At 46.1% G+C, this 15,519-nt stretch carries 17 protein-coding genes; 12 read left to right on the forward strand and 5 right to left on the reverse strand.

What is annotated here, in order from left to right; translation table 11 throughout:
- Positions 1-228 precede the first annotated feature (228 nt).
- Positions 229-369, reverse strand: a complete 141-nt coding sequence (locus A7975_RS35320) for a TetR-like C-terminal domain-containing protein (protein WP_176707651.1) — start codon at positions 367-369, stop codon at positions 229-231.
- A gap of 555 nt (positions 370-924) precedes the next feature.
- Here A7975_RS35320 and pdxR point away from each other — a divergent pair.
- Together pdxR and A7975_RS01425 are read left to right on the forward strand one after the other, a co-directional pair.
- On the forward strand, positions 925-2,388 hold the full coding sequence (pdxR, locus tag A7975_RS01420) for a MocR-like pyridoxine biosynthesis transcription factor PdxR (protein ID WP_065384784.1): 1,464 nt from the start codon (positions 925-927) through the stop codon (positions 2,386-2,388).
- Positions 2,385-3,308 (forward strand): D-alanine--D-alanine ligase, encoded by a 924-nt coding sequence (locus A7975_RS01425; RefSeq protein ID WP_065383928.1) that lies wholly within the window; start codon positions 2,385-2,387, stop codon positions 3,306-3,308. The genes pdxR and A7975_RS01425 overlap by 4 nt, the downstream gene beginning before the upstream one ends.
- 209 nt (positions 3,309-3,517) lie before the next feature.
- Here A7975_RS01425 and A7975_RS01430 read toward each other — a convergent pair whose 3' ends face one another.
- Entirely contained in the window at positions 3,518-3,706 is a 189-nt protein-coding gene (locus A7975_RS01430) for a hypothetical protein (RefSeq protein ID WP_065383929.1), read from the reverse strand.
- A 47-nt stretch (positions 3,707-3,753) separates the two neighbouring features.
- On the reverse strand, positions 3,754-4,392 hold the full coding sequence (locus A7975_RS01435; RefSeq protein WP_053375425.1) for a cell wall hydrolase: 639 nt from the start codon (positions 4,390-4,392) through the stop codon (positions 3,754-3,756).
- Between the two features lie 720 nt (positions 4,393-5,112).
- On the opposite strand from A7975_RS01435, the gene A7975_RS01440 reads away from it, so the two are divergent.
- Genes A7975_RS01440 through A7975_RS01470 form a run of 8 tightly spaced genes read left to right on the forward strand, consistent with a single transcriptional unit; the run spans position 5,113 to position 12,216 of the window.
- Positions 5,113-7,353 (forward strand): PQQ-dependent sugar dehydrogenase, encoded by a 2,241-nt coding sequence (locus A7975_RS01440; protein ID WP_065383930.1) that lies wholly within the window; start codon positions 5,113-5,115, stop codon positions 7,351-7,353.
- 25 nt (positions 7,354-7,378) lie between these two features.
- The gene (gene pqqA / locus A7975_RS35325) at positions 7,379-7,450 is read left to right on the forward strand and encodes a pyrroloquinoline quinone precursor peptide PqqA (RefSeq protein ID WP_369688908.1); all 72 of its coding nucleotides are present in this window, start codon (positions 7,379-7,381) and stop codon (positions 7,448-7,450) included.
- 51 nt (positions 7,451-7,501) lie between these two features.
- Complete coding sequence (pqqB, locus tag A7975_RS01445; RefSeq protein WP_065383931.1) at positions 7,502-8,422, forward strand: pyrroloquinoline quinone biosynthesis protein PqqB; 921 nt, start codon at positions 7,502-7,504, stop codon at positions 8,420-8,422.
- A 1-nt stretch (position 8,423) separates the two neighbouring features.
- Complete coding sequence (gene pqqC, locus A7975_RS01450) at positions 8,424-9,152, forward strand: pyrroloquinoline-quinone synthase PqqC (RefSeq protein WP_082197922.1); 729 nt, start codon at positions 8,424-8,426, stop codon at positions 9,150-9,152.
- Positions 9,130-9,402 carry a pyrroloquinoline quinone biosynthesis peptide chaperone PqqD gene (gene pqqD, locus A7975_RS01455; protein WP_065383932.1) on the forward strand — a complete coding sequence of 91 codons (273 nt, stop codon included), beginning with the start codon at positions 9,130-9,132 and terminating at the stop codon, positions 9,400-9,402. The genes pqqC and pqqD overlap by 23 nt, the downstream gene beginning before the upstream one ends.
- The gene (pqqE, locus tag A7975_RS01460; RefSeq protein WP_065383933.1) at positions 9,399-10,463 is read left to right on the forward strand and encodes a pyrroloquinoline quinone biosynthesis protein PqqE; all 1,065 of its coding nucleotides are present in this window, start codon (positions 9,399-9,401) and stop codon (positions 10,461-10,463) included. The genes pqqD and pqqE overlap by 4 nt, the downstream gene beginning before the upstream one ends.
- Before the next feature lie 18 nt (positions 10,464-10,481).
- Positions 10,482-11,444 carry a dipeptidase gene (locus tag A7975_RS01465; RefSeq protein WP_082197923.1) on the forward strand — a complete coding sequence of 321 codons (963 nt, stop codon included), beginning with the start codon at positions 10,482-10,484 and terminating at the stop codon, positions 11,442-11,444.
- A gap of 16 nt (positions 11,445-11,460) precedes the next feature.
- A complete protein-coding gene (locus A7975_RS01470) occupies positions 11,461-12,216 on the forward strand; it encodes a response regulator transcription factor (RefSeq protein ID WP_065383935.1) in 756 nt (251 codons plus the stop codon).
- A 90-nt stretch (positions 12,217-12,306) separates the two neighbouring features.
- On the opposite strand, the gene A7975_RS01475 is transcribed toward A7975_RS01470, so the two are convergent.
- Together A7975_RS01475 and A7975_RS01480 are read right to left on the reverse strand one after the other, a co-directional pair.
- Positions 12,307-12,576, reverse strand: coding sequence for a M23 family metallopeptidase (locus A7975_RS01475; RefSeq protein WP_065383936.1), 270 nt, complete (start codon positions 12,574-12,576; stop codon positions 12,307-12,309).
- A gap of 34 nt (positions 12,577-12,610) precedes the next feature.
- The gene (locus A7975_RS01480; protein WP_141680176.1) at positions 12,611-13,051 is read right to left on the reverse strand and encodes a M56 family metallopeptidase; all 441 of its coding nucleotides are present in this window, start codon (positions 13,049-13,051) and stop codon (positions 12,611-12,613) included.
- Between the two features lie 99 nt (positions 13,052-13,150).
- On the opposite strand from A7975_RS01480, the gene A7975_RS01485 reads away from it, so the two are divergent.
- The gene (locus A7975_RS01485) at positions 13,151-14,776 is read left to right on the forward strand and encodes a plastocyanin/azurin family copper-binding protein (protein ID WP_065383938.1); all 1,626 of its coding nucleotides are present in this window, start codon (positions 13,151-13,153) and stop codon (positions 14,774-14,776) included.
- 10 nt (positions 14,777-14,786) lie between these two features.
- Positions 14,787-15,449, forward strand: coding sequence for a cupredoxin domain-containing protein (locus tag A7975_RS32745; protein ID WP_082197925.1), 663 nt, complete (start codon positions 14,787-14,789; stop codon positions 15,447-15,449).
- The last annotated feature ends 70 nt before the right edge of the window (positions 15,450-15,519 follow it).

The raw sequence follows: 15,519 nt of genomic DNA on the forward strand, positions 1-15,519 counted from the left end.
TTTCCTGCTATATAAACGGGTTGTTTTTAGGAGATGGAGACTACTGGGTAGCGTTGGCCATACTTTAAGAGGTGTTAAATGAGAAGTTGCGGAAAAAGTTGAACTCTGACTGAGGCTACACTAATTGCTTATGGGGAGCTACCGTCGGGATAGTCCGAATGAAGTCCGCGCAATAGCGGACTTTTTTAATTATCAAAATAAGTTAACCAACGGGCAATTAAAATGTAATCAAGATTGATTGCGGAGTATCATCTGATTCAGCTCGAGCAGTGACCATAACTTATCAGCAATCTCCTCTACAGTACAAGGCATTGCATGGGTAAACCACCATTCAATCACTCCGACAATCGCAGAACTCAAAAATTGCACGAAAATATTTTTACTCAGCGCGAGATTCCGATAAAGTCTTTATTAGAAAATGCGTTTCAACAGGTTAAGTATAAATTAGTATATCATGATGATATGGATGCTTGGCTCAAAAGTCATATCGTCCCTATAGGAGCTTTGCACTCTGTTAGTTTTCTTTACGACGGCGATTTGAAAAAAGCATCTAAGGACAAGGCGCTCTTAAAGCAAGCTATATCCGTAATGGATGAGGGGTTTCAGATATTAGAAAAGCTAGGTTATACGATCACACCAGCAAATCAAGCTAGCTTCATTCGAAAATACAGACAGGGTTCATATTATGCTCTGAAAATAATTCATCATTTACCGTTTATGAAGTGGATTGATGGATCTTTTGGAGAAATTGCAGCATTGTTTGATTCGTTCGATAAGTTGAAACAACGTGTAAACATTGCGACTTCCAATTGGGACGAACTGAAAAAAAAGCTAGTTACATATCCACGAGTGGGTAGAAAACCACGCAGCGTGGTTCTTATTTTATTGATGAATGTATGCCATTATATTTCTAGGGGTGATTGGATGTTTACTGAGTTCAATTTGACGGATGACCGCCCAGCTCATATCCAGGTTAAGGAATACATGAAACGTTTAATGACAATAGGTGTATTGCAAGCGAATCAGAAACTTCCGTCCACGCGTGAACTCAGTTCATTGTTGAACGTCAGTAGAAATACGGTAGTTAGCGCTTACGCTGATCTGCAAGACGAAGGGCTTGTGTATGTAGAAAAAGGAAAAGGGAGCTATGTTGCTCAAATGTTGGGCGAGGCCGTAACTGCACCATCATGGCAGTTTAATTGGAAGCAAAACATTAGTGACCAAGCAAAGATTGCTGAAGAACTGGATCTTATCAAGCATGGAATACGCTCGAACAAAGGGGAAATCAACTTTACCAGTATCGCACCGGATGAAAAACTGTTTGATCTGGGCAATGTCAAACGAGCATTTTTGGATCGGATGTCCATTGAGGGTGAAATCATCTTAAACTACGGATATGCGCAGGGCTACAAACCGTTAATGGATTATTTGCTTCGATACATGGAGAATAAAGGGGTTAATCTGGAGGGTAAGACAATCCTGATTACGAACGGTTTTACAGAAGGGTTAGATATCATTTTGTCGGCTTTAATCCAAAAAAATGGGCGTGTCATTTGCGAGAATCCTACTCATCATGCAGCCATTAAAATGTTCAAGATGCATGGATTGGAGATTACGGGAGTCGAGATGGAGCAAGACGGGATCAATCTTATGGAGCTGGAGAGAGAATTGTCAGAACGTCCGTATGATTTAGCTTACCTTGTGCCTTCTTATCATAATCCAACTGGCATTGTGATGTCTCCCCATAAACGAACGGAAGTTATCAAGCTGCTGCATAAATACCAAGTCCCGCTCATCGAAGACGGTTTCAATGAGGAACTGAGGTATTCAGGATCCCACGTTGCCCCTTTAGTTGCTTGCAATGGTAGTGGAAACAGCGTCATCTATATAGGCAGTTTTTCGAAAATCCTTTTCCCTGGCCTCCGGGTTGGATGGGTCTTGGCCGACGAGGAATTAATTGATTATCTGGAAAGCGTAAAGAGAGCGCGAAGCATTCACACTTCTACGCTAGATCAATCTTTGCTCTATCAATATCTTCATAATGGCAACTTCGAGAAATATTTAAAAAAAGCCAAATCTGAATACAAGCGAAAGTGTGAATTAGTCATTCGGTGCTGCAAAGCGTTTATTCCGTTAAAGCGTCTTTCAGGCGACGGTGGACTTCACGTGTTTATAGAATTCGATCATAACTTTGATACCAATGACCTGTTAGAACGCTGTCGTCACAAAGGGGTCATATTCACACCGGGAACCATTTTTTTTACGGACAACGAGGGCCATCATACTATGCGCCTTGGATTCTCACGAGTTGCAGACGAGGATATTGTAAAAGGGCTTCAAATCATAGGCGATACAGCTAAACAAATGATGAGGGAGGCACGGCAATGAGAGTTGGTGTGATTATGGGGGGTATTTCATCGGAAAGAGAGGTATCCCTTATGACTGGTCGAGAAATGATTGCTAATTTGGATAGAGATAAATATGAGTTGTATCCGATTGAAATCAATAGTAAAGATGAGCTCGTAGAAAAAGTGAAAAACATGGATGTGGCGTTGCTTGCGCTTCATGGAAAGTATGGTGAAGACGGTACGATTCAAGGAGCGCTTGAAACGCTGAGCGTTCCTTATACCGGGTGCGGCGTTTTATCGAGCAGTCTTTGCATGGATAAAAACATGTCCAAAAAACTATTTCGCAACGAAGGCATCCATACCCCTGATTGGATCCATTTGGGCAGTGCAGATGAATTATCCATTGAAGACGTCGAACGACTGGGATATCCGGTTATTGTGAAGCCCAATTCAGGCGGTTCGAGCATAGGAATTAAAGTGATAAAAAACAGAGAATCGTTAATAGCCGAGGTGCATGAAGCCTTTCAATGGGATGATGAAGTGTTGATTGAGCAATATATTAGAGGCGAAGAGATAACCTGCTCCATTTTAAACGGAAAACTTCTTCCCATCGTCGCTATTCGGTCTCAATCTGAATTTTTTGATTACTCTTCCAAGTATGATGACGGCGGGGCCGATGAACAAGTGATCCAATTGCCTCCCGATACTTTCGAGCGAGTCCGTGCTTCTGCGCTAGGCTGCTATCAAACATTGAAATGCAGTGTTTACGCCAGAATCGACATGATGATTAAAGATGGAATTCCTTATGTAATGGAAGTGAACACATTGCCTGGCTTGACGAAAAATAGCCTCCTGCCCAAAAGTGCCAAAGCTGCGGGTATTTCATTCAGCCAACTGTTGGATTTGATCATTAAATACTCACTTAAGGAAAGAAATATATCAAAGAATAGTGCCTTATAACGATAGTTAAATATTATAGCGGCAGCATACCTGGACCGGGACGGCAAAGAGCATGCCTGCTTTATTTTTCTGAAATGCGAACCTAAGCACAAAGCAAGCACTGCCGGGAGACGAAAGCGTCGTAAAGATAAAAAGAGCAAGCGCTGCGACAGCGTTTGCTCTTTTTATTGAAATAACGGGAAGAAAGCATAACAGATCCCGATATTCAATTAATGGATTTCATCAATAGACCGTTTTTTTACGATATCCATCAGAAAAACTCCTAAATCATCATAACTCATTGCATCTAACTTCGCTTTGACAGCTTCCGGAATAGTCTCTATTTCACAAATTCCTTTGATAATATCCATTACCAATTCAACTCTATTTTGATTCCGGTCCTTCGTGTCCATGCTCATTCATTTGTTCTCCTGTTCTAGATAAATGTCCTTCTCTCTTGGCATACCTATAGCGTAAAAAGATGATTGCCGATTTTTTTGGTGGCTGTACGCGAATTGAACCAAGTCGATTTGGAGATAACCGGATTGAAGTAGAACAACGCATTGCCGGTCGGGTCCATTCCTTTCACAGCAGCTTTAGCCGCCTTGAAAGCCGTTTGATTCGGAATAAGCCAGTACTGTCCGTCTTTTACGGCTGAGAAAGCATTTGGCTCCATAATGACTTCTTTTACTGTATTCGGAAACTTGGAAGACCGGAGGCGATTCATTACGACCGCACCGACCGCCACTTGACCTTTATATTCTTCCCCTCTGGCTTCGGCATAGATGACTCGCGCTAGCATGGAAAGCTCTTTTTTGTTGACCGACAATTTTTTGAGCTTCGCCCAAGTTTTCGGACCTACAACGCCATCACTTTGGATCCCGTTATTTTTTTGAAACCGTTGGACGGCGCTGAAGGTGGCCTTGCCAAAATTTTTATCGATGGGCAAGTTGTAATATCCGACCGACTGAAGTCGGAACTGCAGCTCCGGAATATCCTCTCCCTCGCTGCCGAGTTTCAACACAGGTGAAGCATCTGCTTTGTGATTTGTTGCGGTGGCGGTAACTAGTACTAGTAGAGCGAATAGAGTCAGAAGTCTGTACATGATGAATAAATCCCTCCGTGTGCGAATAATAGGAAAATTATTGAATGGCTTAGAGCGTTTATTCTAGCACAGCATGAATAGGATAATCTTGTTAAGATTTTCTCATATACATCGCCCCCTGAAAGAAGGGAAATGCATCGAATTATTATTATATTTACGATGATGGACTACTAATTTTTGGCCTAATCCATTGTTAGGGCCGTTTCATCAACGGTGAGACAGTCCCTTTTTTGTTACAGCAGGTTATATGCAAGGGATTAAAAAAATCTACTTTCGGTAGAGGATATTATGGCGTTTGCGGAGAATATTTTTACTACGATTCAAATTAATGTAATTTATGAGGTCGAGAGAGCCATATATTTGTAAGCAGCAGCTTGTAAGTCTATATGCACGAACAAAATATATCATTGCTGCAGCCCTAAAGTTAAAGCGCTTAAATTATTTAAAAATAGAGAAAAATGATACGTTATCTAACTTTAGATGCCTTTATAACAAATCAAGTAATACGTATAGTTGAAATAGGAATTGATAAGAAAATGCAAATATGTAAATAAAAACAAATTAAAAGAGAGGAGAAAAGCTTTAGTGAAGATTCAGAAGAAGAAATGCGGGCATGTCAAACGTGCATCGCTTTTCTTCGATCTTTCTTATTAATTCTGATTTATTTAAAAACGATTTTAATCAACAATAAGTGAAAAAAACTGGAAAAGAGGTGTTTAGATGATTCATCGTAAAAGATGGTTAGCGCTAGCCGTGAGCATTTGTTTAACCATCACTATGTTGCCATCGTTTGGATTAGCAGCTCCCGGACCTGTGCCAAGTCCTTGGAAAGCTCAAAATATTGGGTCACCTGCAATTCCGGGAAATGCTACGTTTGATCCTGCCAATGGCAAGTTTTCAGTAAGCGGCGCCGGAACGGATATTTGGGGAACCAGCGATCAATTTAATTACGTTTATCAGCCTTGGACGGGCGATGGAGCCATTATAGCGCTTGTATCTTCACAAACGAATACGAACGAATATGCCAAAGCCGGCATATCGATCAGGGAGTCATTAAATGCAAATTCCAAGCATGTGGATTTGCTGCTTACCCCTAAAAACGGTTTGGCGTTTCAATACAGATCGGCCACAGGAGGCACTACGAAAGACGTTAAAGCAGCCTCTACCAGCCCTTATTGGATTAAGCTGGAGCGCACCGGCAATCTCATCAAAGGTTATGTATCCAATAATGGTCTTAACTGGGGTGACTTAGGAAGCGCAACGGTTGCGATGAGTAATTCCTTGTTCGTTGGTTTGGCGGTTTCAAGCCATAACGTCAATGCTTTAAGCACGGCTACCTTTGAAAATGTAAAGGTCAATAACAGCGGGGATGTATATCCACCCACCGCTCCGACGGATTTGAAGGTAGGAAACATAACGAACGCAAGCGTGGGCATTTCATGGACAGCATCGATCGACGATGTAGGAGTGACAGGGTATGACGTCTTTAAAGACGGTGTATTAACACAAGCTAATGTGCCTGGAACAGCTTATACTTTCACTGGGTTAAAAGCGGATACGAGCTATAGCTTTACCGTCAAAGGAAAAGACGCAGCGGGGCAGGTTTCCGCAGCGAGCAGCCCGCTTGTAGTGAAAACCTCGTCTTCGAATGACACGCAAAGCCCAACTGTTCCAACGGGTTTGAAGAGCACGAGCAAAACGTCTTCAAGCGTTAGTCTTGCATGGACGGCAGCTACGGATAATGTTGGCGTATATCAATATGAGGTGTTCAACAACGGGGCAATTGCAGCGATTGCTTCAAGCACTTCCGTAGTTATCAATGGATTGAATGCGAACACGACGTACAGCTTTACAGTGAAAGCAAGAGATATAGCAGGCAACATCTCGGCAGCCAGCAGTGCGCTGTCCGTGAAAACCAATGCAGCTTCAACGGAGCCTTACTCAGTGCAAGTCGTAGGCAACAACCTAGAGGTTCCATGGGCGCTTGACTTTGCGCCGGACGGGCGAATCTTCTTTACAGAGCGCAACAGCGGAAGAATTCGCGTCATTGTTGACGGTCAAGTCAAATCCACACCGGTCATCACACTTGGCGCACCATTTTACTATATGCCTAGAAGTGAAGGCGGATTGCTTGGCATAGCCGTAGATCCGGATTTTAATAAAAATCATTATCTCTATGTATACCACACGTATAGAACGAGCAATAACCAAGTTAAAAACCGCGTCGTTCGACTGGTTGAAAAAGATAATAAGGCAACGGTGGATAAAGTGCTGATCAGCGACCTTCCTGGCGCAGTTTATCACAACGGCGGCCGCATCAAAGTCGGACCGGACAAAAAACTGTATTTTGGCAATGGTAACTATGGTCATTCAGAAGAAACGCTTAACTATCTTGGAGGAAAGATCTTCCGCCTGAATCTAGACGGTTCGATTCCAAGCGATAACCCGTTTGGACCAAACTCGCCGATTTTCAGTCGTGGACACCGCAATCCGCAAGGAATTGCTTTCCAGCCTGGAACGAACCGCCTCTTTGAGTCGGAGCATGGCGAATCGTCGCATGATGAAATCAACTATGTCGTGCCAGGCGGCAATTACGGATGGCCGAAGTTTGAAGGACCAAACCATAATGGCACGGGAATTACGGCGCCGCTCATTTACGCGCAAGGCACAACGTGGGCGCCATCGGGCATTACGTTCGTAACGAAAGGCCCGTGGAAAGGCGATCTTCTTGTAGCCAATTTGAAGGGCAAACAAATCATTCGGATGGGTATCGTCGAGAAAAACGGCAAGCCAACGATCAGCAGCAGCAATTTGAGCTATTTGTACAAAAACCAATATGGACGCATCCGCGATGTCGTGGAAGCGCCAGATGGCTCCATCTACTTTGTTACCAGCAATAACGGCGATAAAAACGGAGACGGATCACCGGACAAAATCGTTCGTTTGGTGCCTAACTTTTAATTGGATCGCGGAGGGAGGTGAAGTTATGTGGGTTAAGCCAAGCTATAAGGTGATTGATGTTTGTGCTGAAGTGACTTCTTACGCTTCTCAAAAGTAGCAGCTGCGTGCCGGAGAAATCCGGCACTATTCTTTATTGGAGGTCATGAAGATGCTTGTGAAAGTGTTGGGATCGGCGGCTGGGGGAGGATTTCCACAATGGAATTGCGCTTGTTGCTACTGTAGCCGTGCTAGGGAAAGAGATTCAAACGTGAAAGCGAGAATGCATAATGCGCTGGCGCTTAGCCTAGATGGGCAGTCGTGGTATTTATTGAACGCGACGCCGGATATTCGGGAGCAGATCGAGGCACATTGCACCTTATGGCCAGGCCCAGGCCTGCGGGATACACCCCTATTGGGCGTTCTGCTAACCGATGCGGAGCTAGATCATACTCTTGGACTCTTAAGCTTAAGGGAAAGCGCGGAGCTGGAGATTTATGCGTCAGCCCCAGTTTTGCATGCGCTTACGCATGCGTTTCCAGTCCGCAAGGTGCTAGAGCCATATGCAAAGCTGCGCTGGCAAGAGGTGAAAATGGGCGAGCCTCTATTCCTATTCGGAGGAAATGTGGTCATACGTCCTTTCTATTTAGGCTGCAAGTCGCCCCGTTACGTGGCTGCTTGCGGCAGTATGGAGAATGACTGGATGAATCGCGAATGGGTAATTGGCTATCGCATCGAAGATCTATTATCCGGCGGCGTTGCGGTCTATGCACCGGGCATAGAGTCTTGGACCACTGAGTTAGAGCAGAATTTGGCGGGCGCACATACTATTTTTATAGACGGAACCTTCTGGCAGGGAGATGAGCTTCGAAATCTGGGCATCTCCGAACTAGGAGCCGCTGATATGGGGCACATCCCTATCACGGGTTCTGATGGAAGTTTGCAAAAGCTTATTTCAATGCCCGCTTCCCGTAAAATCTATATCCATATCAACAATACTAACCCGGTCCTCGACCAAGCTTCCATCGCATATCGCAGACTTCAAGAGCAAGGCATAGAAGTAGGTTACGATGGCATGGAAATGGAGGTTTAAGATGAAAGAGGCATGGTCTAAAGAAGCTTTTATGATGGAACTTAGAAAGGTTGGGGAGGCGCGTTATCACGATAAGCATCCGCTGCATTTGCGCATGCATGAAGGGAAGCTTCTGCCCGCAGAACTTCGGGCATGGATAGCGAACCGATTTTATTATCAGAAAAATATTCCCGTTAAGGATGCGATCGTTCTCTCTAAGCTTCCAAGCAAGGAGGATAGGCGGCTATGGCTCCAGCGGATTATCGACCATGACGGCCGCGAGGGAGACGAAGGCGGAATTGAAGCATGGATTCGATTAGGGGAAGCTGCGGGCATCCCGAGAGAGGATATGGTGAATGAGCGTTTGGTTATCCCGTCTGTTCGGTTTGCGGTCGACGCTTACGTTAACTTTTGCCGCAATCAGCCTTGGGTTATTGCTGTAGCGTCATCTTTGACGGAGCTATTCGCGCCCATTCTGGTTTCGCAGCGCATTGCCGTGTTTGAAGAGCTGTATCCATGGATTCGCCCCGAAGGGCTGGCCTATTTCAGAGGAAGGCTGCATCAAGCGCCTCGTGATGCGGATCATGGCTTGGAGCTGGTGCTGCGCGAGTGTACAAGCCGAAGGGAGCAGGAGCTCGCGATCGCTGCGCTTTCCTTTAAATGCGACGTGCTTTGGGCCATTCTGGATGCGTTAAGCTGGTCAGCGCCAAGGGAGGCGGACCATCGGCATGAGCAATTGGGGGTTGTCTGAACGGCCAAGGCTACGTCCACCGGCGCGTGTCAAATACGACCAAACCCGCCAAACGGATTTATTGCTAATTCCTGAGCGGATTATCCACCTGAATGGCACGGCGGGCGCTATCCTTCAATTAGTGGACGGTAAGCGTACGGTCTCACAAATCGTTGATGAACTGCAAGCCAAATATAATCAAGAAAGTCTGCAAGCGGATGTGGTGGAGTTTCTGTCACTTGCATCAGAGGAGGGCTGGATTGAGCGATGAAGGTAAGCGCGCCGTATGCCTTAACTGCAGAAATGACACATCGTTGCCCGCTTCAATGCGGCTACTGCTCGAATCCCATTGATCTGCAAAAGCGCGAGAATGAGCTCCCTACCGATGATTGGCTCAGATTGCTGGAGGAAGCGAGCGAGCTTGGCGTTGTGCAGGTCCACTTTACCGGCGGCGAACCGCTATTGCGGACTGATTTGGAGCAGCTCATACGAAGGGCACGCGACTTGGGCCTTTATGTAAATTTGATTTCAAGCGGCGTAGGTCTCACGGAAAAAAGAATGCACAAGCTTACGGAAGCTGGAACTGACAGCATTCAGCTTAGCATACAAGCCTCGACGGCGGAGCTTGCTGACCGAATTGGCGGCATTAAGGCGCATGAGATCAAGCGGAAAGCGGCTGAAATCATTCGTTCCGCCGGCATGACATTGAATATGAACGTTGTGCTGCATCGTCATAACTTGCATGAAGTTGAGGAGATGATTGCGCTTTGTGCTTCGTGGGGAGCAGAGCGGCTAGAGCTAGCCAATACCCAATACTACGGATGGGCGCTCGCAAATCGCGACGATCTTATGCCTGCCAAGGAGCAGGTTATGGCGGCAGAAGCCGCATTTTACCGGGCGAGAGAACGGTATGGCAAGCAGATGGAGCTAATCTGGGTACTTCCAGATTATCATGAAAACCTGCCAAAACCGTGTATGGGCGGTTGGGGTAAGCTGTCCTTGACGATTTCCCCAAATGGCATCGCATTGCCGTGCACGGTGGCCGCAAGCATTCAAACCTTAAGCTTTGAGTCTGTCAAGGATCGCAGTCTATCATGGATATGGGAGGAATCGGAATCGTTCCAAACCTACCGCGGATTCGATTGGATGCCCGAGCCTTGCAAATCCTGTGATTTGCGCATTCAGGATTATGGCGGCTGCCGCTGTCAAGCCTTCCTGCTGACTGGCGACGCCAAGAACACGGACCCGGTATGCGAGCGATCTCCCCATCATCATCTCATTACAGAAGCAGTTGCTGTTACCCGCTTATCTCATATTTCTTACCGAGAATAGATGAGGAGGAGCCCCTTGATGAGAATATTCGATGCACACTGCGACGTGCTGAGCAAGCTGCTAGCGAACTCGGAGCTGGACTTTGTGAACGAGGCTAGCAAACTGGATGTCACATTAGAGAGGATACGTGAATCCGGCATAAGCGTTCAAAATTTTGCGATCTACTTATCGGACAAATGGCCGACCGAATTCCGGTATGTACTCGAATGCGTGGATCTCTTTCTTCGGCATATCGTCTCCCAGGGACGCTTGGATTTTATTCGTTCCAGAGAAGATTTGCTAAGGGTTGCAGCAACGGAGCGATGCGGAGCATTGCTGTCGCTCGAAGGGGTTGATGCGCTCCAAGGCAACCTGGCTTATTTGCGTATCTTATTTGAACTAGGTGTACGAAGCATCGGCATTACATGGAATGATGCGAATTGGGCTGCTGACGGGGTGCTTGAGGGGAGAGGAAGCGGGTTTACGGCAAAAGGGCGGAGCCTCGTCCAAGCGTGCAATCGCCTGAATATGATTTTGGATGCGTCGCATCTCTCCGAACGTGGTTTTTGGGAGCTAATGGAGCTCTCCGATAAGCCATTTATCGCTTCACATTCCAATGCGACCCAAATAAGCCCGGTGCTGAGAAATCTGCGGAATGAGCAAATTGCTTCGCTAATTAAGAAAGGGGGCGTAATGGGAATTACCTTTGTGCCTCCGTTTGTTCAAACCGAAGAGCCGGTTACGATGGACAAATTGCTGCTGCATTTGGACCATGTATGCTCGCTTGGCGGCAGCCGGCATGTTGGGTTTGGCTCTGATTTTGACGGGATGGATCGCTGGCTTATCGGTCTGGAGCATGCGGGAAAGTACGCCGGATTGATCGATTTGCTGCTTAAGTATTATCGTGAGGAGGATGTTGAGCATTTTATTTATAAAAATTGGTATAACTTTTATTACGAGCATCTCCCTGGGGCAACTATGGATTTAGAGGCTGGACATTAAGAAAGGTGGGAAGTTTTTGTATAACATCCTTTTTGTAGACGACCCATCGGAACTTTACAGCGCCATGTATACGGATTTTCCATGGGGTCAAATCGGATTTCAGATTGTAGGACAGGTCAGCAACGAGCAGGAAGCGCTGCAGTGGATTGAAGAGAAGGGGAATATTGACGTTGTATTTACGGACATCCGAATGCCGGCACTAAATGGGGTTGATTTGGCAAGGGAGCTTTATGAGCGAAAGTCGGGAATAAAAGTGATTTTTCACAGCGCGTATCGCGATATTGATTATGCCTATTACGCTATTTTATACGGAGTACGTGAATATTTGATTAAACCGGCTCAGTATGAGGCACTTATGAATGTGATTACAAAAATCCGCATGGAACTGGAGGAGGATGGCTCAAGGACAGCAGCAAAAAGCTTATTGAAGGAGGCGGAAGTGAAGGATGCCCTGAGAGGCAACGGAAAGCTAGTGCAAGAGATTATTTCTTATGTGGAGCAGCATTACCAAAACGTTAGTTTGGAATGTGTGGCAGGCCATCTCTATATGAACGCCAACTATTTGAGCCAATTGTTTAAGCAGCGGACAGGGAAAACATTTTCCGATTTTGTCATTAGCGTAAAAATGGAAAAGGCCGCGTGGCTGCTTCAGGATTTTCGAATCAAAACGTATGAGGTGAGCGAAAAGCTTGGCTACAGCAACGCAAAAAACTTTTCCCGCACGTTTAAACAGTTTTACGGCGTTACGCCGAGCGAATTCAGGAATCGATAATAGAGTCAAAGTAAAGTCCTTGATGATGAAATAAGCAAGGCGCGGCAAAAAAGGGATATGTGCATTCATATCCCTTTTTGTTGTTTTCACCTAATTTTTATTCTCCAGCAAGGCAGCAGGATCGGTATATTGTCCATTTTTGACGATTGAAAAATGCAGATGGGTGCCCGTCGATTGGCCGGTACTGCCCATAAGTCCAATAAGCGCACCGGACTTCACGGCTTGTCCTTCTTCTACTACCAGCTTAGACAAATGACGGTACTCGGTTTGCCAATTATTATTATGCTCGATGATTACGGTAATGCCTTTTGCTTTGTCGTAATCAGCTTTAATAATGATTCCATCTGCGGCGGCATTCACTGCCGTTTTCTCGGAATTGACGATATCGATCCCGTCATGCAGTCTTCTTTAAGCTGTTTGGCTGGATTTGATAGTCATATGATGTGGAAATTTGACCGTCAGCGGGACTGCTGAACGTTAGTTTACCATCAGTTGCCTCTGCTGTGCCAGCCGCGAAGGCGGATGGCAATGACAGCATCGCAGCGACAATAAGGATAACAAGACCGATCAGGGAGTAACGGTTCTTATTGTGTTGGAATGAACGAATCATAATAATTCTCCTTGCGATTTGTTTTTTATAGCCAGAGAAAGGAGTGCTGGCCGATAGCATCCGCTCGGCAGCTCCGATCTCCAGCATGTTCACAATACAGGCTGCGTACGTTTCCTTAAGCGATGATGAACGAAGCACGCTTGCATCGCATGCCATTTCTTGCTCGAGCCGCATTCGGTATAAGCCGTACCAAACGACGGGGTTGAACCAATTGCATAGACTCATAGGCTTGAAAAAATCCAAAAAATATTTATTTTAGATCAAACCGATCGTCTCTCCCCAGCGTTATCTCTTCATGTAAAGACCATAAAGGAGGAATTAATAATGCTGACACGATTAAGGAAACTGTTTTTGATTACTGCGATGTGCGTGACATTTGTCGCTGCTCCGCTTGGCTCGGCATCTGCAGAATCTGCGTCTGGCATTCAGTCCGATGCCGATAAAGCATTTGAGCTTGGACTGCTTATCGGTGACGGCAAGGGTGTTGATGCTGCTTATTTGAATAAAACGTCAACCCGGCTGCAAGCTGCTATCATCTCGCTCCGTCTTAATGGAAAACTGAAGGAAGCGCTAGCTTTTAACGGAAAAACGACTTTTGCAGACGCTAAACAGGTGGGTAAAGCAAATCAATCTGTTCTGGCTTATCTCAAGAGCAAACCGGAGCTAGGCTGGCAGGGCTCTGGCAACAATCTCTTTGAACCAAGCGCTGCGATCAGCTCCAAGCAATTTTACAAGGTCATTTTGGAGAACCTCGGATATAAATCCGGAACAGACTTTACATACCAACAATCAGAGGATTTCGCAGCGTCGCATGGCCTGAAGCAGATTGCCGGCAAAGCGTCATTGCAGAATACGCATCTAGCAACCTCACTCGTAGAAGCGCTGTCTGCCAATACGAAAAGCGGCAAGCCGTTTTTTGATACGCTGCAAGCAAGCGGAGTCCTTGCATCCCAAGCTTCCTTGCCGCAAGGCGAGCGAATCGGGCTAGCGAAAAACGACAAGCTGGGTACTTATTTTACGGATAAAAACGGCCGTACGCTTTATTTCTTTACGAAAGATGCGGAGAACGTGAATTCCTGCCAAGGGGATTGCTTGAAAAATTGGCCGATCTATTACGATGCTAATTTGCAGCTGCCGGCTTGGCTTAATAAAGCTGACTTCGGCGTTATTACCCGTACAGACGGCGCGAAGCAGTTAACCTACAAAAATTGGCCGCTCTATTATTTTGCGAAGGATAGCAAAGCCGGCGATGTGACGGGTGAGGGAGTTGGCGGCGTATGGTTTACAGCGAAGTCTGATTACGCGGTCATGCTTGGCACCTCGAAGGAAGCGGGTAATTATTTGACTGACGATTACGGCAGAGCGCTTTATTATTTTGACAAGGATACAGCGGGTAAAAGCGTATGCGAAGGCAATTGCTTAGTGAATTGGCCAGCATATTCATCCTCTAACGTTAGTGTCCCATCTACGGTTAAAGGTACCGATATCGGAGCGATTACCCGTCCGGATGGAAGCAAGCAAGCTTCTTATAAAGGCTTCCCGCTCTATTATTTTATTAAAGATACGGCGCATGGCGATTTGCTAGGGCAAGGTGTCAACGATGTCTGGTACATCGTAGATCCTGCCAAGTTTAATGGCACAGCTGCTTCAACGGCACCCGTTGTACCGACTACGCCAACAACACCGGCTGCTACGGCTAAGACTTACAACATTGACATCAAGGAGTACTCGTTCGGAAAGGAAGCACTTACTATAGAAGCAGGCTCGAAGGTTACCTTTACTAATTTTGATGAGATGAAGCATAATGCGGTAGCGCTGGATGGCGCATTCTCGACTCCATTGCTGGCAAAAGGAGAGTCCTATACGGTAACCTTTGATAAACCAGGCACTTATAATTATTTTTGCGAGCCGCATAAGTCATTCATGACTGGGCAAATCATCGTAAAGTGAGCGTGAAGACATGCGAAAAATAACTTATGGATGCTCGCTGCTTTTCCTGATGCTACTCATCTTATCCGGCTGCGGGGCTCAGGCAAACGAGCCTGCCGCTCACAATGAAATGGCTGTGACAGCTACTCCGACAAGCTCAAGCGCTGCTGATGAGAATGCTCAGGAAACGGAAGAAGCGGCGAATACGGCCACTCCATCAATTAGCCCAACTGAGGCTGCAACCCCGCCATCGGAGAAACCGGTTAAGACGGAAGAGCCGAAGGAGACGGAGAAAACGGCGGCAACGCAGAAGCCCGCTGCTACGGAGAAAGCGATAGAAACAAAGCAGCCCAAGGCTACAGCAGCGCAGCCTAAATCTACGCCAAAGGCACCGGTTAAGACAGAAGCCCCGGTTCAGCCGAAAGAGACTGAGGCAGTAACTGTCCACACGGTTGAGATTACGAACTTCGCTTTTTCCCCGGAGAAGCTCGAAATATCGCAGGGCGATATCGTTAACTTCATTAATAAAGATGAGGTCAAACATACGGCTACGGCGGATGATGGGCAATTCGATACCGACTTATTAGCTCAGAATGCGAGCAAGAAGGTTACCTTCACAGATGCCGGGGAGTTCGGCTATTATTGTACGCCGCATCCCGGTATGCGAGGGACGATCGTCGTGAAGGAAAAATAATAGGTTTAGTTGAGGAGCAGCTGTTTGATATGCTCCCCCTACAGTAGACAGGTGAAATAATAAAACCTGA

The sequence above is a fragment of the Bacillus sp. FJAT-26390 genome, from assembly GCF_001682865.1.
Classification (GTDB): Bacteria; Bacillota; Bacilli; order Paenibacillales; family Paenibacillaceae; genus Pristimantibacillus.